Origin of the sequence: Sporosarcina sp. P25 (assembly GCF_002743235.1) — a bacterium.
GTDB lineage: Bacteria > Bacillota > Bacilli > Bacillales_A > Planococcaceae > Sporosarcina > Sporosarcina ureae_B.
This window is the reverse complement of sequence record NZ_PDYV01000016.1, coordinates 38,863-60,047: the sequence shown is the minus strand read 5'-3', so window position 1 is coordinate 60,047 and position 21,185 is coordinate 38,863. Positions and strand designations below refer to the sequence as shown.

The 21,185-nt window shown below is 44.0% G+C and carries 17 protein-coding genes; 2 read left to right on the top strand and 15 right to left on the bottom strand.

The window, feature by feature from the left end:
* Nucleotides 1–84: 84 nt before the first annotated feature.
* The 7 genes from CSV70_RS16800 to CSV70_RS12855 all read right to left on the bottom strand — a co-directional run bounded on the left by CSV70_RS16800 (nucleotide 85) and on the right by CSV70_RS12855 (nucleotide 12,230).
* Entirely contained in the window at nucleotides 85–210 is a 126-nt protein-coding gene (locus tag CSV70_RS16800; protein ID WP_255397422.1) for a hypothetical protein, read from the bottom strand.
* Between the two features lie 30 nt (nucleotides 211–240).
* Nucleotides 241–615, bottom strand: coding sequence for a YisL family protein (locus tag CSV70_RS12895; RefSeq protein WP_099661150.1), 375 nt, complete (start codon nucleotides 613–615; stop codon nucleotides 241–243).
* Nucleotides 616–708: 93 nt separating this feature from the next.
* Nucleotides 709–1,605 carry a fumarylacetoacetate hydrolase family protein gene (locus CSV70_RS12890; protein ID WP_099628644.1) on the bottom strand — a complete coding sequence of 299 codons (897 nt, stop codon included), beginning with the start codon at nucleotides 1,603–1,605 and terminating at the stop codon, nucleotides 709–711.
* Between the two features lie 55 nt (nucleotides 1,606–1,660).
* On the bottom strand, nucleotides 1,661–2,848 hold the full coding sequence (locus tag CSV70_RS12885; RefSeq protein WP_099661151.1) for a DUF418 domain-containing protein: 1,188 nt from the start codon (nucleotides 2,846–2,848) through the stop codon (nucleotides 1,661–1,663).
* The gene (gene addA, locus CSV70_RS12880) at nucleotides 2,845–6,549 is read right to left on the bottom strand and encodes a helicase-exonuclease AddAB subunit AddA (protein WP_099661152.1); all 3,705 of its coding nucleotides are present in this window, start codon (nucleotides 6,547–6,549) and stop codon (nucleotides 2,845–2,847) included. Before addA ends, CSV70_RS12885 begins: the two co-directional genes overlap by 4 nt.
* Nucleotides 6,533–10,024, bottom strand: coding sequence for a helicase-exonuclease AddAB subunit AddB (gene addB / locus CSV70_RS12875; RefSeq protein WP_099661153.1), 3,492 nt, complete (start codon nucleotides 10,022–10,024; stop codon nucleotides 6,533–6,535). Before addB ends, addA begins: the two co-directional genes overlap by 17 nt.
* 1,573 nt (nucleotides 10,025–11,597) lie before the next feature.
* Nucleotides 11,598–12,230, bottom strand: a complete 633-nt coding sequence (locus CSV70_RS12855) for a TVP38/TMEM64 family protein (RefSeq protein ID WP_085133035.1) — start codon at nucleotides 12,228–12,230, stop codon at nucleotides 11,598–11,600.
* Nucleotides 12,231–12,325: 95 nt separating this feature from the next.
* Here CSV70_RS12855 and CSV70_RS12850 point away from each other — a divergent pair, with 95 nt between their 5' ends.
* The gene (locus CSV70_RS12850; RefSeq protein ID WP_099629564.1) at nucleotides 12,326–13,060 is read left to right on the top strand and encodes an AzlC family ABC transporter permease; all 735 of its coding nucleotides are present in this window, start codon (nucleotides 12,326–12,328) and stop codon (nucleotides 13,058–13,060) included.
* On the top strand, nucleotides 13,060–13,362 hold the full coding sequence (locus CSV70_RS12845; RefSeq protein WP_085133033.1) for an AzlD domain-containing protein: 303 nt from the start codon (nucleotides 13,060–13,062) through the stop codon (nucleotides 13,360–13,362). The genes CSV70_RS12850 and CSV70_RS12845 overlap by 1 nt, the downstream gene beginning before the upstream one ends.
* A gap of 111 nt (nucleotides 13,363–13,473) precedes the next feature.
* On the opposite strand, the gene CSV70_RS12840 is transcribed toward CSV70_RS12845, so the two are convergent.
* The 8 genes from CSV70_RS12840 to ftsE all read right to left on the bottom strand — a co-directional run bounded on the left by CSV70_RS12840 (nucleotide 13,474) and on the right by ftsE (nucleotide 20,795).
* Nucleotides 13,474–13,725 carry a CsbA family protein gene (locus tag CSV70_RS12840; RefSeq protein WP_085133032.1) on the bottom strand — a complete coding sequence of 84 codons (252 nt, stop codon included), beginning with the start codon at nucleotides 13,723–13,725 and terminating at the stop codon, nucleotides 13,474–13,476.
* A gap of 14 nt (nucleotides 13,726–13,739) precedes the next feature.
* Entirely contained in the window at nucleotides 13,740–14,912 is a 1,173-nt protein-coding gene (locus tag CSV70_RS12835) for a PDZ domain-containing protein (RefSeq protein WP_099629563.1), read from the bottom strand.
* Nucleotides 14,913–15,083: 171 nt separating this feature from the next.
* Entirely contained in the window at nucleotides 15,084–16,511 is a 1,428-nt protein-coding gene (locus CSV70_RS12830) for a S41 family peptidase (RefSeq protein WP_085133030.1), read from the bottom strand.
* A gap of 70 nt (nucleotides 16,512–16,581) precedes the next feature.
* The gene (locus CSV70_RS12825; RefSeq protein ID WP_099629562.1) at nucleotides 16,582–17,169 is read right to left on the bottom strand and encodes a redoxin domain-containing protein; all 588 of its coding nucleotides are present in this window, start codon (nucleotides 17,167–17,169) and stop codon (nucleotides 16,582–16,584) included.
* Nucleotides 17,166–17,849: a hypothetical protein gene (locus tag CSV70_RS12820; RefSeq protein ID WP_143560436.1), complete on the bottom strand. Its 684-nt coding sequence runs from the start codon at nucleotides 17,847–17,849 to the stop codon at nucleotides 17,166–17,168. The genes CSV70_RS12825 and CSV70_RS12820 overlap by 4 nt, the downstream gene beginning before the upstream one ends.
* Nucleotides 17,850–17,892: 43 nt before the next feature.
* A complete protein-coding gene (locus CSV70_RS12815) occupies nucleotides 17,893–19,209 on the bottom strand; it encodes a murein hydrolase activator EnvC family protein (RefSeq protein WP_233191811.1) in 1,317 nt (438 codons plus the stop codon).
* 25 nt (nucleotides 19,210–19,234) lie between these two features.
* Complete coding sequence (ftsX, locus tag CSV70_RS12810; RefSeq protein ID WP_085133027.1) at nucleotides 19,235–20,119, bottom strand: permease-like cell division protein FtsX; 885 nt, start codon at nucleotides 20,117–20,119, stop codon at nucleotides 19,235–19,237.
* Nucleotides 20,109–20,795 (bottom strand): cell division ATP-binding protein FtsE, encoded by a 687-nt coding sequence (ftsE, locus tag CSV70_RS12805; protein WP_085133026.1) that lies wholly within the window; start codon nucleotides 20,793–20,795, stop codon nucleotides 20,109–20,111. Before ftsE ends, ftsX begins: the two co-directional genes overlap by 11 nt.
* Between the last annotated feature and the right edge of the window lie 390 nt (nucleotides 20,796–21,185).

Here is a 21,185-nt window from a genome sequence, read left to right as displayed (position 1 = left end):
CGGCAATCTTGTGAATGTATGGCTTTGAAGCAAATAAAAAAAGCAGTAGAGGAATCAACCTCCACTGCTTGCGCATCATTATTTCTAGTCGTTTTCAGAAAAGAAGTCCGGATCTCGTTGTTTACGCGCACTGACCAAAACGGAGACAGCAAACAGTGCCATCAGTAACAGGATCACTATCAAAAATATCCAGCCAGCCTGTGTTGCCATTTGCTCATCTCCTTTAAGAGTCAGTAGGTATTATGCGAAAAAGTTGAAGCCTACTGGTAATTTGAATCCTACGAACATCGTTGCAAGTAATGCAATGACGAAGAGAATCCACATAAGACCTGTGTTCTTCCCTTTACTTCCGCGAACAAGAACCATTTCCATAAATCCAATTGTCAGAAGACCAAGGACAAATTTGATACCATATAACATGGAATCGATGCTCATATGCTTAAAGAATAGCGCAGCACCCGTGATGATGATCAACACATAGAACAGACGCAAAATCATATGTGTAATCTTTTTTCCTTTTGTTCCATTTGCCATACTAGCTGCAACTAAAAAAAGTACAATACCTACTACCCATGTGAAAATATGCATATGGGTTGTATCAGTTAAAAATCCCATTTCATTCACCTCATTAATTTGTACAGTCGATTAATATTCTACCATATCTTTCAAACTACGACTATTCTGTAGCTTATTTCATAGCCTCACGTATTATTCGAAACGGTTAACTAGCGTACCGATACCTTCGATGGATACTTTCACTGTATCGCCCTTTTTCAAGTAAGTCGGTGGTGTCATACCTTTACCGACACCCGCTGGCGTACCTGTCAAGATCACATCGCCCGGCTCTAATGTAACATACTTAGAGATTTCAGCGATCAAGTCATCAATTTTGAAAATCATGTTGGAAGTATTCCCATTTTGTCGCACTTCATCATTCACTTTTGTGACGACGGATAAATTTTGTGGATTTGGAATTTCGTCTTTCGTCACTACGTAAGGCCCCATCGGACAAGAGTCATCTAAACTTTTACCTAAGAAGAACTGCTTGTGCTCGGTCTGAATATTGCGCGCTGTAATATCATTACCAATTGTGTAACCAAACACGTAATCATATGCCAGTTGCTTAGGAATGTTTTTGCCTGTCTTGCTAATAACGACAGCCAATTCCCCTTCATAATCTAATGAATCCGTCACTTCACTATGGATCGATAACGTTTGCTCGTCCCCTGCGATTGCAGTTGGAGATTTGGTGAACAGCATCAATTTTTCAGGTGCTTTTGATCCAAGTTCTTCTGCATGGTCAAGGTAGTTCTTACCAACACACAACACGTTTTTCGGTGTGCGTGGAATTGGAGACAACCATTCGATGTCAGTGAACGCATGCTTGAACGGCTCTACGTTTCCTTCAACTTCAGTTTTCTCTACCAATTTACGAACTTCCTCCACAAAATCCATACCGCGGGAAACGCCTTCAATCATCGTTTTCGGGAAATCAGTTTGTTCCAAAGCTTCAGCCATTGCGAGTAGATCCCATACGGCTTCCTCGCGTTTAACTTTTGGTCCGAATAAAGTCTGTCCTTCGTAGCGGAATGACAATAATTTCATTTGAATACCCAACCCTTTCCATGTGAGTTCACATATTCCTATGTTACGACAAAATCTACTTTTTTTCCTCTTTCACGACGAAATTCTTTCCATACGACCACTTCCGCCACACAGCTTCAAGTGGACCCATCCGGAATTTCGTCAACCAAACCTGCGCTACAATGAGCTGAATCGCGAAGATCCCGATTGCCAGCCACGTGCCGGTCACTATATCTACTTTACCATACAGACCTACTCCATATGAATAAAATATCATCGTCGCAATGATTGACTGCATAATATACGTCGTGAACGCCATCCTGCCGACACTAACAAACGGTCTTGTCATCATTTTCAAAAATGGTAGTTGAAACAGCAATAAGAACAATGCCGCGTATCCAAGTGTCAAAATGGGTCCGCCAACGATTGATTGTATAAGTAAGATATTCTCAAACTTCGGACCGTCCCAGCTCGGGATGTTTTTTAAAACGACTCCAACCGGAATACAAATGATCATGGCGAGAAGCAATTTCCCTTTCAACGTATACATACGCTCGATGATCTTGAATTTCGATAACGCTGCACCGAACATGATCAAAGGCAATATGATAAAGACTGCTGTAATTGAGCCGATGATTTCAAATGTAAAGAATTCATTCAAACGGAAAGCGAAAATCTCTTTGAACGTTCCGTTTCCATAAGATGAAATCGCAAGTTCAATCTGTCGTGTATCGACGAATCCATCCAATACATTCGAAGTGGTCTGACTGCGAGTTAGCGCCAATATACCGTACAACAATAACGTTGGCACAAAATAAATGACTAGTGAAAGGGCCAGCAACCACTTCTTTGGAATCCGGATCACCGCAATCATAATGAATCCCATCAACGCGTAAGTGAACAAAATATCACCTGACCAGATCAGCACCGCATGCAACACGCCAAAAATCAGTAGAATTCCCATACGTCTTGCCATGAATGACCCAAACTGCGTATCATTCCTCAATGATTTTTCATACTGCATATTCAACCCATAGCCGAATAACATGGCGAATAACGGATAGAAACTGGCTTCAATAAATACATCGATAAAATGAAACATCGCCTGTTCATGCGAAATGGTGTACCACGAATACGGATCCATATACGCATACGGCGAATGGAAATGAAGCATATTCGCAATCAAAATACCGAGTAATGCAATACCTCTTAAAAAATCGAGTGCTTCCACTCGTTCTGTTAGAGGTGTAGGAGTCAACTTCAAACGAATTCCTCCTGTAAACTAATGATTTTTGCTCCGCTGAATAAGTAAAGCAACATTTCTTTAATTTCGATCGAAAGAATGGATTCCAATACATTCTTATACAAATTTAACTGAGTGCCATAACGGACTTGCATTTCATTAGCAATCGCCGAATCGGAACGAAACGCACGGATATCGTCTGTTTTATAATCAACGAGCACCCACTCGCCGTCTTCATGAAATAGACAATCCGCAATACCTTGAAGCAACTGGAATTCACCTTCAACAGCAGGTAGCGCGTAAGTAAACGGCATTTCACGTAACACTTGATCGGCTTGCTTCATCCGTTTGCCAAGTGTCGTCTGGAAAAAAGCCACAATCGCTTGAATATCAATCGCCATCGCCTCTTCTTTCGTCAACAGTTCACGTGCTTCGAGCTGCTCCACAAATTGCATAGCACTTGCTAGATCCAGTTCTTCTTTCAAATCGAGATGTTGCATAACGGTATGCATTGCGGTTCCAATTTCTGCTTTCGTCAATGAACGCTTCTGCAAAAATGATGGACGAGCATGAAGATTTGAGATGCGTTTCGTGACGTCTCGTTCCATTTCCTCAAACGGATCCGCGTCGCCTCGTTCGAACTCAAGCAACGCAATCCGCTTCAACTCACTGACGGATTGTTTGGAAGACAATTCAACTGCAAATTCAAACGGATACTGCGCATCAAAACGACTTCGCACTTCTTCCACCAACACTGGATTCACCGTTGCCGTTTCCTGATCGACAGGTATCCAATCCTCAATCTCGACTTCATTCGTCCGATGAAAAGCAGAAAACGGCAAGGCATTTACTTCCCATGATGACGGATCATCCACCAGTTCCCCACCTGTCGTCTTACCGAACTTACCGAAATCCATATGACGCGCAACGGCTGGTCCTATCCAGTCGAGGTAACCGGTTGCCCGTGAACGTGTGTATTCCGGCAAAGGATCCTCTTCATTCAATAACTGTGCTTCTTGCCACTTGTTCATCGTCTTTTCGATGTCTTTAACTGAAGCAATCAATTCCAAATGCTCTTTAGCACGCGTCATGGCTACGTAGAGCACGCGCATTTCCTCCGCTCGCATCTCTAGCTCCTTTTTCTCTTTGATCGCCAGAAACGGTAGTGACGTGAACATAATACGCTTATCCGGGTCGATCGCTTTGACAGCGAGTCCAAAATGCTGATCAAATAAATACGGATTATGGAAATCCATTTTATTAAACGGACGACCCATTCCCGCTAAAAATACATACGGGAATTCCAAACCTTTTGATGAATGAATGGTCATGATACGCACGACGTTTTCCTTTTCGCTCATGAACCGCGCTTCTCCGAGATCATCTCCGCGTTTACGCATGCGGTCGATAAACCGAAGGAAACGGAACAACCCACGGAACGACGTCTTTTCATAGGCCATCGCCCGGTCATGTAACGCACGTAGATTGGCTTGGCGCTGTTTACCATTCGGCAAAATTCCGACCATTTCGTAATAATGCGTATCTTGATAAACTTGCCAGATCAATTCCGATAACGAACCGTGCCTAGCCATATTCCGCCAGTCTTCAAGTAATAGGAAAAAGCGTTGCAGTTTTTGCTGTGTAGCAGTATTCACTCCTGCCCCACCGGTCTGCATGAACAATTGTAGCGCTTCATAAAACGTCGCATTACGATTGACGAGACGAATTTGCGCTAATTCGTTTTCAGTTACGCCAACGAACGGAGCACGCAACACCGAAACAAGCGGAATGTCTTGGTATGGATTATCGATCACGCGCAATGTATTGAGCATAATCATCACTTCAATGGCATCAAAATAGCCCGAAGATAAAGACACATAGACAGGAATTCCAGCGGCTTTTAGTTCATCCGCAATTTCACTCGACCAGGTCATCGAACGCATGAGAATAACAATATCACTATATTCAAGCGGACGTTGCTTACCGCTAAATGCATCCGCGACTTGTGCTTGCTCATCTTTCCACGCTTTAATCTTCTGTGCAATATACCGTGCTTCTACTTGGGATTTCTTCAGCTCTTGCTGGGCTTCTTGTTCTTCAGACATTTCCTCTTCTTCATTCTCATACAAAATCGTCAAGCCTGCCGATACATCCTTATCGGGATAATGTGCACCGTACTTCAACGCGGCCGCCTCATCATATTCAATTTCCCCAACTCGCGTCCCCATGATCTGTCTGAAAATATAGTTCGTGGCATCGAGCACTTCTTTACGGCTTCGGAAGTTGGCATTCAAGTCAATTTTCAATCCTTGATCCTCTACATCAGACGTAAAACGATCATACTTTCCTAAAAACAAACCCGGTTCTGCCAAACGAAATCGGTAAATGGATTGTTTGACGTCCCCTACCATAAATAAATTGCCATCTGCTTCTCCGCCACGCTTCACTAACTGCAATATAGCTTCCTGCAAGAAATTCGTATCCTGATACTCATCCACCAATACTTCTGCAAATCGATTTTGGTAATCGATTGCAATATCAGAAGGCACTCGTTCTCCGTCTACTTCTTCGGATAAGATCTGTAATGCATAATGCTCAAGATCCGAGAAATCCACTAAGCCGCGTTCTTCTTTCGATGCTTGATAACGCGTCGAAAAATCCTCTACCAATCCAACGAGTGTATGCATAAGGGGAGCCATCAAACGGATTTCTTCTAGCAATCTTGCAGGTGTTCGAGTAAAGTACGTATCTTTCAATGCATTGATGATTTTCTTCACTTGATCACGCATCGCCTTAGCACGCGCGGCCAAGTCTTCATCACATGTATCTTTACGGATCGTACCTGCTTTCACCCATTTCAACGTCTGGAAATACGCATAGGCATCTTCCCACTTGCCGTGAAGCATATACTCAAGCGCACCGTCAATCCATGCTTCATCTGCTTTAGCGGTTTCAAGCAATGGCAACGGTCCATCATGCATTTCCGCTACTCGCTGTAAATCACGCGTGACCGTTTTAGCTTCTTCAAGCGTATGCTGGATCGATATTTTCAGCGAATCGATAAATGACAAGTCGTCAATCGTCGCATGATCCCCAATTTCATATTGCTGCGGAATGAGTTCTAGCCATTGCGATGGATTGGGATGTACACGGGAATAATCATAGAGTTTATCAATCAACGTCTCGATCGCCTGATCATTACGGTCTGCGGTGAAACTATCACTCAGACGATAAATCGCTTCTGGATCGGGCTGACTGTAGGCATCTTCCAACACTAGTGCGATCGTATCATCACGTAAAATCGCTGCCTCTGTTGCATCGGCAATACGGAATCCAGGATCGATATCCAGCACATATGAATACTGTCGAACTACTTGCAGACAAAATGAGTGCAACGATGAAATCTGTGCTTTATTCAGCAAGTTTAACTGTCTGCGCAAATGGACCGAAGAAGGATCTTGGACGATGGCTTCTTCAAGTGCACTCGCCATACGATGACGCATTTCGGCAGCCGCCGCATTGGTGAACGTCACAACGAGTAGCTGATCGACGTCTATCGGGTGTTCCGTGTTCAATACTTTTTCAATCATCCGCGTGATGAGGACTTTCGTTTTCCCTGAACCTGCCGCAGCAGAAACGAGAATATCTTTACCGGACGCGTGGATTGCTTTCCATTGATCGTCCGTGAATGTCTCATGTGGCGGTTTATTTGGAATTCGCATCTGGATCAATCTCCTTCCTCATCTTTTCTAATGATTCTTCTGGTTTATAGGCCGAATAGTTCCGTGTAGGTTGTGTCGGATCTGTACTATCAAACTGACAAATCGACTGATACGAACAAAACGTGCACGGCATATGTTCTTTCAAGCGGTATGGATAGACACGTGTATCACCTGATAGCATGCCGTCTCCCGCTTGCTGATGTTTTTTTCGGACAAATGAACGCAATATATTGATATCTTCAGGTGGTACGACTTTTGAATTCGAATAAAACGAACCGTCTTTCTTTAATCGTGCTGGAATAATTAACGATTCACTTTCGATCTGGTCATCCATCGCCAAAGCAACGTCCGCATCTTCTACTATATAGCCTTGCATTTTATAGGATTTCAATAACTCTTTTTCCACAGCATCTTCGTTTAACTCTTTTGTCAAACGCAACATCGGATTGTGAACATACATATACAGTACACCCGCGGGATTCGCGTAGACACCGAGCCAATCTTCCGCATGCTCAAGTGCCACATCGAGATAAGTCAGCATTTGCAGCGATAAGCCATAATACACTTCGGTCAAATCAAGTGCACGGGCTGACGATTTGTAATCGACTACTCGCAAATAGGTCTGATCGTCTTTTTTCATCGTATCGATTCGGTCAATTCGTCCTCTAATATGCATCTGTTGGCCATTTTTCAAATGGATTTCAAGTGGTGCGATATCCTCATCTGGACCGAAACCTGCTTCGATCGCAATCGGCGTGAAGCTGGAATTGCGTGCTTGCGACTGTAATGCACGGATCGTCCGTTGAATGATGTGCATCAATTTTCGTTGAATATATGCATAGCGTTGACTTGACAATAAAATTCTATGGAAGAACTTCGGCGCCAGTGCATCAATCGCGTCACGACCTAACTGCCAGCACTGTTCTTTCGTCAACGCAGCCCAGGACAAGCCTTGACGCATGACTTCGTCAGATACCCATTTCAATGCCGCATGGAATAAATCCCCGATATCGGGCGCTTCAAGCTGGAATTCAAAACGCTCTTGTAAATTCAGACCATATGTTGTGAAATGTTGGAACGGACAACTGTAGTATGATTCTATCCTGGATACACTCGTCGTAAAGGACGAACCGTATAAACCTGTCGTCAATTCCGAATCGAGCAACTCGGTCTTTTGTCGCTTCAACGCGGGTTGTACGATGGACTCTATAACTGAAGACCAAAGTGGATCTTCTTTATAATAGGCTAGTACCGCTTGCCATTCAGGTGCGATTTCTTCCTGTGTTGAAGCTTGTCGCATTATACGAATCGCATAAGACAACGCCACTTCAGGATGTTCGATATAGGCAAGCTGATCTTCTACTACAGACAATTCTGTAGGTTCCATGACAGCAATCTCCGTAGGTATATTCGGTACTATCTGCTGTAATCTAGGAATGTAAAGAGAGGGAATTAACGCTTTCCCTTCTTCATCCGCAATGGGATAGCTGACAGTCAAACGCGCACTTGCTCCGGTAAACGCCCGGTACGCCATATATGATTCGCGCATGAGCTGAAGCTTCGTCGTAGGTGCGAGCGTCATGCCGATCTCACTAAATAACTCTCGGTCACTGTCTGAAAGTAATCCTTCATGATCATTGCGCAAAGGCAACACCCCTTCATTCGCACCGAGTACAAACACCGCTTCGACATCCATTGAATTGAATAACTCCATAGTCGTCACAGTTACTTGATCGAGCGAAGGCGGAATCAATTTGAATTCCAGCGTATCGAATCCTTCATCCAATATTTTAATGGCTTCTGCAATCGGCAGTTCTTTCTCGCCAAACATTAGCACAAACTGATCCAACACATTAATCCAACTCGTCCACGCTTGTTCATGTTCCGCCGCTGCTTGCAAACGATTTATAGTATGTTCCGTTTGCTGCAACTCTATAATTTTATCGTAGATGCGAAGAGATTCTATTGTGTAAAACAACGCTTCCGCCACGTCTTGACCGGTACGAGCAGACTGTAACTTCTGTTGTAATTGTTCAATTGGCTCGCGAATCATATCGCGAGTCTCCGCAAACTCCGCCTGTGTCGCAAGTTCTTCATCTGTCTGTACGGTACGGACTTTTTCTAGACCTCTATAGCGACTCACCTTCCAACGCTCTTCATCTTGCCAGCGGGATTTGCCATGGATTCCTTTAGCCAGTACGAAATTCTCTAAGCGGTCTGCCCGCTCTCTCCATACTTGTTTGCTTTCATTGACAGGGAAAAACAAATCCGTCTTCACTGCCCTGAACACTGCTTCATACGACCAATCTGTACGCACCGCTTCAAGCAATGACCGTGCACATTCAATCAACGGATGATGCAGCATCGGTTTCTTCTGGCTAATGAACACTGGAATATCATATTGCGTAAAGATGTTCTGGATCAATTCGTTATAGACATCCGGTTGACGATTTAATACCGTCATGCCGCGGTACCGCTTGCCTTCACGCATCAGCTTGCGAATCGAACGTGCCACGGCATGCACTTCCGCACGGCGATTTGACGCCTCGATTATCTGGATCGCACCTTCCGATTCAAACGTTTCAGGCGGATAGTGATCAAACTGCTGTTCCAAATGCGCCAATTCTTGATTTGAAAAACGCTGCAACTCCGTCAAATGAATGCGTTCTTCACGATCAACAGACTCACTATATGCCAGTTGCTGAAGCGTTTCGTATTGTTGCTGTGCAGTATGGAATAATTCATGCTCGCTGTTATGCACTTTTTCTTCCATCGGCAACACGACTGTAACGCGTTTCGTATATTTCATTAATTGCGTAATAATCGAATATTCCTGTGTCGTGAAATCGCCAAAGCCGTCTATATAAATCGACGCGTCCTGTAGCCACTCCGAATGTGCTATCTGATCAGCTAGCGCATTTAGTTGCCCTTCACTGTCCATATACGTCGTTCCAAGACGTTCTTCTATTTTCTCAAGCAATAATTGCAAATCATGCGCTTTATCTTGCAAAATTCGAGGCGCTTGCTTATCGGCAAGTGAGATCGTCAATTCGGAAAATGCTTGCTGATCGATACAATACTTACTGAATTCCTTCATGACGTCACTAATTTGCTCAGCGAATCCGTGCTTCGAAGCCGCTTGTTTAAATAGCTTGAACGAGTCTTTATTATCTTCTAGCACACTGCGTACGAGCATACGATACCCGAAGCTATCTACTTCTTCGCGCGTGATGCCCCCAACTTCTTGCAGCACCCGCCATGCAAGTCGTTTGAATGTCAATACTTGGGCACGGATCATGCCGGTCAATCCAGATTTGACGGACAGGCTATATTCCATCGAGTACGATAATTGATCGGGGACAATGACGACAATAGGCGCCCCCATCGGCCGTTCTTTCAATTCTTGCGCAATCTCGCGTTCAATAAAAGTGGTCTTTCCTGTTCCGGAGCGACCTGTAATAAAGCGCAGTGACATAACTCTCTCCCCTTTCATTGGAAGTAGGATTTATATAAGGTACGTTACGTTGTAGGATCGTTTTTAATATAGTGCCTACTGAATTACGGCTCTGGTAGGAGTGCGTAATAAACAGCGTTGAGTCGCCATTCTTGCACGTACTTTTTACTGTTAGCGTTTGGGCATAAGATTGTGGACTTGCTGACAATGTAAGTGGATTGCTCATTGGCTCCACTCCGGCGCTGGTGGATGGCTTTCGTTAGATAGTGTGTAGGACAGTTCATACACTTCACTCGCAAGAAACAAGTGATAGCTATCACCATGTCACTGTTTTTCTTTTTGCTAGAACCACAAACTAATTCATTTCCCCACAGTAGCGCAAGCACAACTGCGGGGTAGGCCGTGGCCATGAGACAACTGGCAGCACCATCGCCAGCTGGCTCATGGCTGGAGGCAATCCCCCACGTGCCTGCGCGGGTCGAGAAAGTGAACACTTGCTAACTTCAGTCTCCAAAAATAAGTCGAGCGACGTACCCAACAAAAGTGAGCAAGAAATGCATGATAGCTATCACAATGTCACTGTTTTTCTCTTTGTTAGAACCACAAACTAATTCATCCCCCCACAGTAGCGCAGGCACAACTGCGGGGTAGGCCGTGGCCATGAGACAACTGGCAGCCCCATCGCCAGCTGGCTCATGGCTGGAGGCAATCCCCCACGTGCCTGCGCGGGTCAAGAAAGCATACACTCACTAATTTTAGTATCAAACAACCAGTCGAGCGACGTTCCCAACAAAAAGTGAGCAAGAAATACATGTATCACAATGTCACTGTTTTTCTTTTTGCTAGAACCACAAACTAATTCATTTCCCAAAAGTAGCACAGGCACAACTGCGGGGTAGGCCGTGGCCATGAGACAACTGGCAGCCCTACCGCCAGCTGGCTCATGGCTGGAGGCAATCCCCCACGTGCCTGCGCGGGTCAAGAAAGCATACATTCACTAATTTTAGTATCCAACAACCAGTCGAGCGACGTACCCAACAAAAGTGAGCAAAAAATGCATGATAGCTATCACAATGCCGCTGGTTTTCCTTTTGCTAGAAACACAAACTAATTCATTTCCCCAAAGTAGCACAGGCACAACTGCGGGGTAGGCCGTGGCCATGAGACAACTGGCAGCCCCATCGCCAGCTGGCTCATGGCTGTAGGCAATCCCCCACGTGCCTGCGCGGGTCCAGAAAGCATACACACACTAATTTTAGTACCATATAATCAGTCAAGCCACGACCCAACACATTTTTATCTACCATTAAAAATTTTGAAAGCAAGTTTTATTCACGTAATAACGATCAGAACCACAAACTAGTTGATCGTAAGTGGAAGGTGACGACTCCCGGAGGATCAGCGTGCGCCTTGAGACCCTGGACTGAACGAAGTGAGGGAAGCGGCTCAAGCCACGCCCTCGGGAAAGCGGCCACCTGGAACGTCGATCAACGGTGCCACCCACTCTCCCTCTTCTTTAACTCCGAGCAAAAAAATCCCTATCGCTCTTTCTTCCATTGTACCGAAAGAAAAGAGAGACAGGAACCGTTAACCTTTACTCTTTTTTGTGATCACCCTGCACACTAGAAAAACTCCTAAAGTCTTCCTCCACCTTCCGCGTCAACCTACGCTCAAACCACTTCCCTACCAACCACAGCAAGAAAATAACCACAAACATAATCAACGTCCGGATCGGCTGCGTGACAAGCGCCCGCACATCATACCCAATAAACGTAATCATCATAATCATCACTAGCTTTCCAAGCATCAGCACAAATAAATAATTCCTCTTGTTCATATTCGACAAACCCGCCACAAGATTCACCAAAGCAGAAGGCGTAAACGGAAAACAAATCAAGATAAACAACGGACCAAAGCCATTACGCTCGACCCACTGAATGAGCTGTTGCACTTTTTTAGGGCGGGTCAAGAACGAGAAGAACGTATTGCCGCCAAATCTACGGACGAGCAAAAACACAACATACGAACCCGCTACCGTTCCAGCCCAGGAAAGGACAAAGCCTAACCAAAAACCAAATGCAATGGCATTGGCGATAACAAATACGAAAAGTGGCAGAAATGGTAAGAATGCTTCCAAAAACGTCGGGATTAATCCCATGAAAAATCCTAGTGCCTCATACTGGTCTGCCAAATCCTCCACTTTATCAATTGATAGCCATTCATTCATCGCCAACACCCTCACTGATTTTCATAATTTTTCGTCATATTGCTGTAGAATTTGTTGAGTTATAGTATACTAGCTCCTAGATTGGTAAAAGAAAGATGGGCTGCCTAGTGAATACAACCTTTTCTCATGGCCTGAAAGCAGGATCGAGCATTGCCATCGGCTATTTTCCCGTTGCGCTGACATTCGGACTGCTCGCCAAAACGACCGGCCTCTCTATTATTGAAGCAACCGCAATGAGTTTATTCGTCTATGCAGGAGCAGCTCAATATATGGCACTCAGCTTACTCGCGACCGGCGTTGCGCCGTGGCTCATCGTGACGAATACATTCATCGTCAATATTAGGCACTTTCTCATGACGGCTGCTCTAAGTGAAAAAGTGGAAGCCGCACCAAAATGGAAGAAAGCTGTCTATGCATTTGGAATCACTGATGAAACATTTTCCGTTCTTGCCACGCAAAAGAATCGACAAGTCACGACCGCTTTTGCGTTTGGCGTTGCCTTGATTGCCTATAGTAGTTGGGTGATCTTTACAGCAGTAGGACACGTCATTGGAGCGAACTTACCGCAATTTCTACAAAAAGCAATGTCAGTTGCACTGTATGCGATGTTCATTGGCTTGCTCGTCCCTTCTATGAAAGGCAATCGCAAAGTAGTGTTGCTCGCAGTGATTGCAGCAGCCATTCATTGCACACTGTATTACACACATTTACTATCTACCGGATGGTCGATCTTGGTCGCGACGCTTGCCTCCGCAATAGTTGTTGAGATTCTTTATGTAAAGAATAATAAGAACGTTGATCGCTTTACTGAACAAAAGGAGGTAAACTGATGGGATCTACGTATTGGTGGATGTTGCTTGGCATGGCCGTCGCCACATATGTGCCTCGAATGATTCCATTGACCATTCTCGACGGCAAGGAATTACCGCCAATCGTTAGCGGCGTGTTGCGCAATATTCCATATGCAGTGCTCGGTGCACTGATTTTCCCGGCTATTTTACATATCCAAGATGATATTCTTTTCGGCATAATAGGCGCGATCACAGCGTTTACACTAGCCTTCTTCGGCCTCGACGTGATGTTTGTCGTGATTGGTACCATTGCAGCACTCGCAGTGTACAGTCTATTTTGACTCTTACTCTCACTATTCCCCACAGCGAAGACAATTAAAACAGCGACTAGCTAGTATTCGAAATAAAAAAAGCGGTTTTCAAAGCATATATGCTCTTTGAAAACCGCTTTTTCACTCCTCGGCTTGATTCAGTCGCGCATTCTTCACCATGCGCGACGCAAACCAAAAACCTACTGTCAAAGACACTGCATCCGCTACATACAACAACCAGTTATGCGTATACCCTGCATAGACCGACGCTGCGATGAGCGACAATGTCAATATTAATCCAACGACGTGATGAAATGTCACGCGCGTAAAAAATACCACTAAAATCCCTGGCAACAACATCGCAAACAGTAACTTCGTTTCGAAATCATGCATATTGTTCTCCCCTTTTAACGCACAACCACAATACCTAGACGGAAGTGGTCATGACGGAACAGCACTTGTTGCTTTAGACGTACTTCTTGATCACGGCCGATTACTTGCAAACGACAGTGTGCAGCATTGACTTGGATGGCATCATATAATTCATCTTCATTATGAATCGAAATGCCGTTTACCGACTTGATCAAATCACCTGGGACTATGCCCATTTTCTCTGCTGGCGAATCGTTAAGAACCGCTACTACATAGACACCTTCTGATTGAGGCACTAACAATACTTGCTTATTGCGTTCTGATAGTGAAATCATAGCACTCAACAAGATACGGCATAAGACCCCTGCAAGCAATGCTGCCCAACCAAGCACAGGCATCCAAATTGCACCGATACCTACAACCACGACAGCTACACCGAGCCAAGCGATCGCTTTGCCCATTTTAGGAAGTAGCACGTCCGGGAACGTAGAACGAACCCATTGCGAGAATCCGATCACTACAGGTACTGGAATGAATGAAAATTGCTCTGAGCCTAGTGTGAATTGCGGCCAGTACGGAGCAAATTCCGCTACCATATGTCCGGGTACTATAAATACCACTGGCACGAGCCAAAGTAATTTCGACTGATAAATTGCACCACGCATGCCGCGCTGTGTCGGAACGAATGATGGAGACGTATGACGCGCCGCATGACGACGAACTAATAAGCCTTCTGAAATTAACAATAATCCTGCAATAATCGGTACCGTAATAGCTAATGTACCGAAGAAGTCCAAGTCTTCTTGAACAAACCATGTGCCGATTGAAAAGTCTCCCGCAAAACGATCCAATGCCCATAGCGCAAAGAACGCGATAGTAACATAATAAATCGGTGAGGCTAGTTTATAGGAGAATGATACAATAACGAGCAACATGATAATGGATAAAAGAATGATCCAGTTAAAATCGACGATCAACCCAACACCGGCAATCAGAATCGATAACACAAGACCGTGCAACCAACCTACTGAAAGAATGTGTTTCATTTCAGTAGAACCTTTGTTGATGCCCACATTGAAATCTGTTCGCTCGCGACTTACGCGTTTACTGCCAAGCATATAGGCAGCCACTAAAGCGATTAGCCAGACTGGATTCAGAAAAAAGTAAAGTAATGCATCTTTTAAATTAAGTAATAGTTCGCTAGACATCTTCTGTCACCTTTCTCGCTTGTCTTTATAGCTCTTTTCTTCATTGTACAAAAAAAGAAGGAAAATAGCGAGAGAGTTCTTAAGGAAGTTCCAATTTAAGCTAAATTGCATAAAAAAAAAGAGGCTGTCCGCAAGTCTTGTTTCCAAGACCTTGTCGAACCGCCTCTGCTATTATTTCCCCAATTCATTGACGAGGAAATCGACCGCCATACGTAACTGTTTGTCGTTCTTTGGCTCCGCTCGATATTCTTCTGCAGCCGTTTTTAATGCCATGAAGAATTCTCTGTCCATATCATAGCCTTCTTTAATTTCATACTCCGCACGAAATGCATGTACTGCTTCTGCCGTTTCACGATCGAAATAGCCATCTGTTCTACCTGGACGATGATCAAATGCTTTGAGCATGCGTTGCGCATATGCAACTTGGTCATTGAAATGCCCTTCTTTCATCGTATCCGTCACCATTTGTAAGTGCTCAGTGAATAATGTATTCTGTTTTACTTCAATATCCGCTGTGACTCCTTTGCCATGAATCCACTTCTCTTTAGGCGTCAACCATTTACTCGTCGATAGCTTCAATTCTCCGCCATTGGATAATTCCATCGTTTCTTGTACAGTTCCTTTTCCGAAACTGGTTGTGCCGATGATCTCACCGCGTTTCAGATCTTTGATCGCTGCACTCAACACTTCACTCGCCGACGCACTACCAACATCTTGTACGATGACAATCGGAATTTGTTTCAAACGTTCATTGAATGAAAGCTTGTCGTCTTTCTCCGTTGAAACAGGCGTTAAATTCCCTTGTGCATCTTGCATCACGACAAACGTTCGATCTTCTTCCAATAGACTACTGGAAATTTCGGATACAGCCTTCAAATAGCCGCCCGGATTACCGCGCACATCGATGATGATCGCTTGGGCACCTTTTTTGATGACGTCAGACGTAGCCTTTTGCCACTCTTTTGCTGTCTCTTCACCAAACATGCTTAGCGCTATGTACCCGAGCTTAGCATCCCGTTCTTTAATTAACTGATGCGAAACAGACTGCACAGGCATATGATCGCGTGTGATCGTGAATTCCATATGCTTATCCGCTTCAGGTCGGAAAATAGTCAACTTCACTTCCGTCCCTTTTTCGCCTCGTATCATATTGACTACATCACGTAGTGTTTCATTGGCCAACCGTTCACCGTTGACACGCACAATTTCATCATAAGGCTGTAATCCCGCTTTTTCCGCCGGGCCTCCTTTTACTGGAGCTACAACAACATACTTACCGTTCGTCCGTGTCATTTCCGCACCAATCCCGACACGTGATCCCGCGAGTGATTCCCGGTGAGACTCCGCTTCCTGTTCGGTCAAGTACGTCGAATACGGGTCGCCGATCGTATCGGTCATCCCACGCAATGCCCCTTCAATCAGCTCGTCCTTCTTGACTGGATACACTGCTCTCTCCTGAATCTTTTCGAACACTTCATCCACTACAGGCAACTTACTGATCGACTCATTCTTTGCAGCTTCTTGCTTTCCACAGCCATTTAGCCATATGGCGCCGATCAGTAATAACACCCCCGCCAAAAAAAGCCTGCTCTTACGCATTCATAACCTCCTCCTCTCTTCACTATATGAAGAAAGACAAGAAGTTACGACACGAGAACAGACTCTTTTTTCAGTCCATGAAGTCGACTAATTCATTCAACGTTTTTTCATCTAATGGCCCCACGACTTTTTGTGCAATGCGCCCTTGTGTATCAATCATAAACGTTGTAGGCATCGAGATCACACCATATTTATGTGTGACTTCCGCTGTTTTATCTAATGGAATCGGGAAGCTTAATTCATAAGAATCTACAAACGTTTCTACTTCATCTATACCCAGTCTTTCGGATTCCGTGACGTTGACTGCGATGAGTTCTACTTGGTCTTCATCCGTAAGTTTCGAATAAAAGCTTTCCATATGCGGCATTTCTGCTTTACACGGAGGACACCATGTCGCCCAGAAGTTCAAAATCACTTTTTTCCCTTTTAACTCGGAAAGCGTCACCGTTTCGCCTGCAAGAGTTTCCAGTGTAAAGTCCGGGGCAGGTGAATATTGCTCTAAACCTTCTTCTTCCCCTTGCACTGCATCTTCCGGATTCACTTGTGTAATCGGAGTTTCTACCGCTTTTTTCTGTCCGACTGTATTTTCTACCATGATGAAGATTAACGTACCGATGATACATGCCGTGATGATATATCCAAGCGTTTTCCTACTCACTCTACCTCTTCCTTTCCACTAATTGGTTGTGCCGTAGCTCTATCTATTCCAAACAGTAACAAACCGATGAAAATGGTCGTGATGAATGCTGTGTTCAGTAGATTTCCTTGGATGGCTGACACGAAAAAATGAACCGCTATCAAGACACCCGCAAGATCGCTCACTGTATTGACTTTCTTTTGTTCACACCACCATGACAATACAAAGACGGCGATAAATAATAGAACCGTTGCACTTTTCACTACCAGACTGCCTTCATTAAGAAATGTCATAGCGATTTGGTAGACAGCCTGCCAACAAATCAATGCAAGCAATACCGACCATTTATCGATACGCTCCCACTTCTCTTTATATACTCGACGGAGCATCCATACACCGGCTACGACTAGCCCGAGTATCCAGCCGAACGTCCCTCCGTGAAAATAAAGGATAGAGAGCGGATTTTTCATGACCATAGAAAAGTCCGTTAAAATCACTGACAATTTCCAAATGATTACGACATGGAAAAATAAATCACCGATTCGTTCGCTATGTACTTTACCAACGTATAATCGAATGAAAAGATAGGTCACTATGAAACCCGCAATGAACGCAATCCAAGAAGACGGCATTGTAATCGACCCGATTGGATAATACTGCGTAACCGGCATCGTCACTCCCCCTATTCTTTCTATAAACATATGAAAACCTACCTATTCAGGCAGGTTTTCAGTTTATGCTATATTAAAAAGAAACGTAATGCAAAGGATTGACTGCACTTGGACCTGTCGCGGAGAAGTTTCCTACATGCACTTCAAAATGCAAATGCGGACCTGTAGAGTTTCCTGTCGAACCGACCGCTCCAATGAGTTGACCTTTATCGACAGATTGTCCTGAGCTTGTACCAATAGTTGATAGGTGAGCATAGACCGTCGTCAAAATCTGACCTTTCATGGAGTGCGTGATCATGACCACGTTACCCAATCCGTCCATACTGCCCGCGTACGATACGACACCATCTCCTGCTGCTACAACTGGAGTTCCTGTTGGTGCGCTAATGTCCATTCCACGGTGTTGTTTTTTCACTTTCGATATCGGGTGAATCCGCCAGCCAAATCCTGAACTGAACCTACCCGTTGTCGGTTTTGTCCAAGAGCCGCTTGAGACAGGCGGAGCGGCAATGGAACTTGGCGAACCACTGTTTGCCGCAGCTGCTGCTGCTGCCAATCTTTCTTGCTGCAACTTTTGCTTTCTCGCTTGTTCTTTGCGAGCGACTTCTGCCAAACGATTTTGTTCTGCGATAATTTTCTTTTCCAATTCAGAACTGAATGCTACCGTTTCGCTATATTCTTCTTCTAACGCGCCTTTTTCACTTGAAAGTTTTTCCTGACTCTTTTCAAGCTTATTTACCACTTCTCTTTTTTCGAGCTTTTTATTATACAATTCGTCTTTCATTGCTTGAATTTTTTGCTTGCGCTCTTTTTGTTCAGCTAATTTCTGCTCTACCAGTTTCTTTTCTTCTTCTAGCAACGCGATATCTTCTTCTTGTTGTTGAATGATTTTTCGATCTGCATCCATCAATGTAGATACTGCCGAGAAGCGGTCAATGAAATCCGCGAAGCTGTTAGCACCAAGAAGCACGTCCAAATAACTTACTTTATTCCCCTTGACTTGCATCACGCGAACACGCTCACGTAAAACTTCGTCTCGTTGTTTGATCCGAATCTCTAATTCTTTAATAGAAGACTGAAGTTCATCAATTTCAATTTGAGTCTGATTCATTTCTGCAATGATCCGATCCATATTTTGATTGGTTTCTTCAATTTTGTCATTCAGTTTTTTAATTTGGGAGACCAGTACATCGACTTCCGACTGCTTCTCCTGTATTTGAATTTCTTTTTTCTGGATAGTAGAATCTAAATTTTTCTTTTTGATTTCTGCTGCATTTTTTTCATTCTGCAAATCTTTCAGAGAGTCTGCGAATACATCTGCACTGCCAACCGTCGTGGTAAGCAAACAAATCGCAAGGACACTTGAAACGATTTTATGTCTTTTTATCAAATCCTAGTTCTCTCCTTAGTCAAACTTACGATTTCAAGAATTTCCTGACTGACATGAAACTACCCCATACGCCAATAAAGACGGCGACGAATAGTAGTAAAAAGTTCAATTGTAATAGGAATGGGTTAGGGTCAAGCAAATGGAATAATTGATTTTGCAAACGACCTTCCCAAAAACTATACAACTTCGAATAAAATGTCGTCATTAAAGCCATCGGAAGGATCGCACCGAAAATGCCAAGCCACACGCCTTCGAGCATGAAAGGAATCCGTACGAAACTATCTGTTGCACCAACCAGTTTCATAATATCGATTTCTGTACGTCTCGCCACAATGGTGAGTCGGATCGTATTCGATATGAGGAACATAGCAGTAAACAGCAATGCCAATATTAAGCCCAGTCCGATGTTTCGTCCTATTTTTAAGACATGGAAAAGTTTTTCTACCTTTCCTTCACCGTATTCCACGTCAAAAGTATGCGGGTACGTGGCAATTTCATTTGCGATGGATGCTGTGTTTTTGGGATTATCCGCTTTAACATATAATGCATCACCGAGGGGATTGTCCTGTTTATAGAGCGCCAACTCATCACCAAATGACTGAATCATTTGCTCCAATTCCTGTTTTCGCGAGGAATACTTGACTTCGGCAACACCTGGGGTTTCTTTGACTTCCTTCAATAGTTCTTGGACTTCATCTTTACTAGCACCTGGTTCCGCGACTACTTTGATTTCTACATCATTTTCGATGTTATCAGCCAGTTGATTCAAGTTCATCATGATGACGATGAATACGCCGATTAATAGTAAAGTCACGGTCACTGCGCTAACTGATGCAAAAGTCATCCAACCATTTCGACTTAAGCTTTTGAAACTTTCCCGAATATGACGTCGTACTGTTCTAGATTTCATTGGAGTATTCTCCTTCGTTCTCATCTCGTGTGATGAGTCCGCCTTCGATCTGTATCACGCGATGTGGTTGATTATCCACAATATCTTTATTATGTGTTGCCATAATGATCGTTGTGCCTTGTGCATTTATCCGTTCAAAAATCTTCATGATCTCCCATGAAGTCTCTGGATCTAAATTCCCTGTCGGTTCGTCTGCAATGACGAGCTTCGGTTTATTAACGATCGATCGTGCAATCGATACGCGTTGTTGTTCGCCACCTGACAGTTCATTTGGAAACATTCTCGTTTTCTTGGTGAGCCCTACTAATTTCAGAACTTCTGTCACTTTTTGACGAATGACGCTCGGTGATTCTTCAATTACCTCTAGCGCATACGCAACATTTTCGTAGACAGTCAGTTTTGGCAGTAGTTTAAAATCCTGGAATACTACGCCAATTTGTCTTCTCAAATAAGGGACATCTCTTCTTTGCATTTTTGTCAGTTCCGTATTATTGAAGTAAATCAATCCACTAGACGGGACTTCTTCACGATACATCATTTTAATGAACGTGGATTTACCCGCGCCACTCGGTCCGACAACATATACAAATTCCCCTTTTTCGATTTCGACGTGAATTCCGTTAGAGGCTACAACACCATTCGGGTACTTTTTGTATACATTTTTCATTACAATCATACATCATAACCACCTGAATTTTGTTTTTCTCTCATATTCGCCATTTTTATTATAGCATGGCCTTGACTCTACCATGTATTACAGTTATGTATCAATTGATTAAGCTAAAGAAATAGTGAAAATTGGTTTATTTTATGGATCTATATAAGATGAACATAAGAAGTAGTCATCCTATGGAAACCGTTGATTTCCGTTCCAGGCGGACGCGTTCCGCGGGCACGGCTTCAATCTCCTCGTTCGCTTCGCTACCTGCGGGGCTTTCAGCTCGCGCTGTTCCCGCTGGAGTCGCCGCCTGGAACGAAAATCAACTTAGTATATCCTAAAATCTTTCATTCAACTTATAGACAAAAAAAATCGCCCCCAAGGAAGTCTTGGAGACGATTGATTGAA

Bases quoted from the DNA above. Each gene is read 5' to 3' on its own strand.
- CSV70_RS16800 (WP_255397422.1), bottom strand. From the start codon at position 210: ATGGCAACACAGGCTGGCTGGATATTTTTGATAGTGATCCTGTTACTG.
- CSV70_RS12895 (WP_099661150.1), bottom strand. From the start codon at position 615: ATGGGATTTTTAACTGATACAACCCATATGCATATTTTCACATGGGTA.
- CSV70_RS12890 (WP_099628644.1), bottom strand. From the start codon at position 1,605: ATGAAATTATTGTCATTCCGCTACGAAGGACAGACTTTATTCGGACCA.
- addA (WP_099661152.1), bottom strand. From the start codon at position 6,549: ATGCGAATTCCAAATAAACCGCCACATGAGACATTCACGGACGATCAA.
- addB (WP_099661153.1), bottom strand. From the start codon at position 10,024: ATGTCACTGCGCTTTATTACAGGTCGCTCCGGAACAGGAAAGACCACT.
- CSV70_RS12855 (WP_085133035.1), bottom strand. From the start codon at position 12,230: ATGAATGAATGGCTATCAATTGATAAAGTGGAGGATTTGGCAGACCAG.
- CSV70_RS12850 (WP_099629564.1), top strand. From the start codon at position 12,326: ATGGGCTGCCTAGTGAATACAACCTTTTCTCATGGCCTGAAAGCAGGA.
- CSV70_RS12845 (WP_085133033.1), top strand. From the start codon at position 13,060: ATGGGATCTACGTATTGGTGGATGTTGCTTGGCATGGCCGTCGCCACA.
- CSV70_RS12840 (WP_085133032.1), bottom strand. From the start codon at position 13,725: ATGCATGATTTCGAAACGAAGTTACTGTTTGCGATGTTGTTGCCAGGG.
- CSV70_RS12835 (WP_099629563.1), bottom strand. From the start codon at position 14,912: ATGTCTAGCGAACTATTACTTAATTTAAAAGATGCATTACTTTACTTT.
- CSV70_RS12830 (WP_085133030.1), bottom strand. From the start codon at position 16,511: ATGCGTAAGAGCAGGCTTTTTTTGGCGGGGGTGTTATTACTGATCGGC.
- CSV70_RS12820 (WP_143560436.1), bottom strand. From the start codon at position 17,849: ATGTTTATAGAAAGAATAGGGGGAGTGACGATGCCGGTTACGCAGTAT.
- ftsX (WP_085133027.1), bottom strand. From the start codon at position 20,119: ATGAAATCTAGAACAGTACGACGTCATATTCGGGAAAGTTTCAAAAGC.
- ftsE (WP_085133026.1), bottom strand. From the start codon at position 20,795: ATGATTGTAATGAAAAATGTATACAAAAAGTACCCGAATGGTGTTGTA.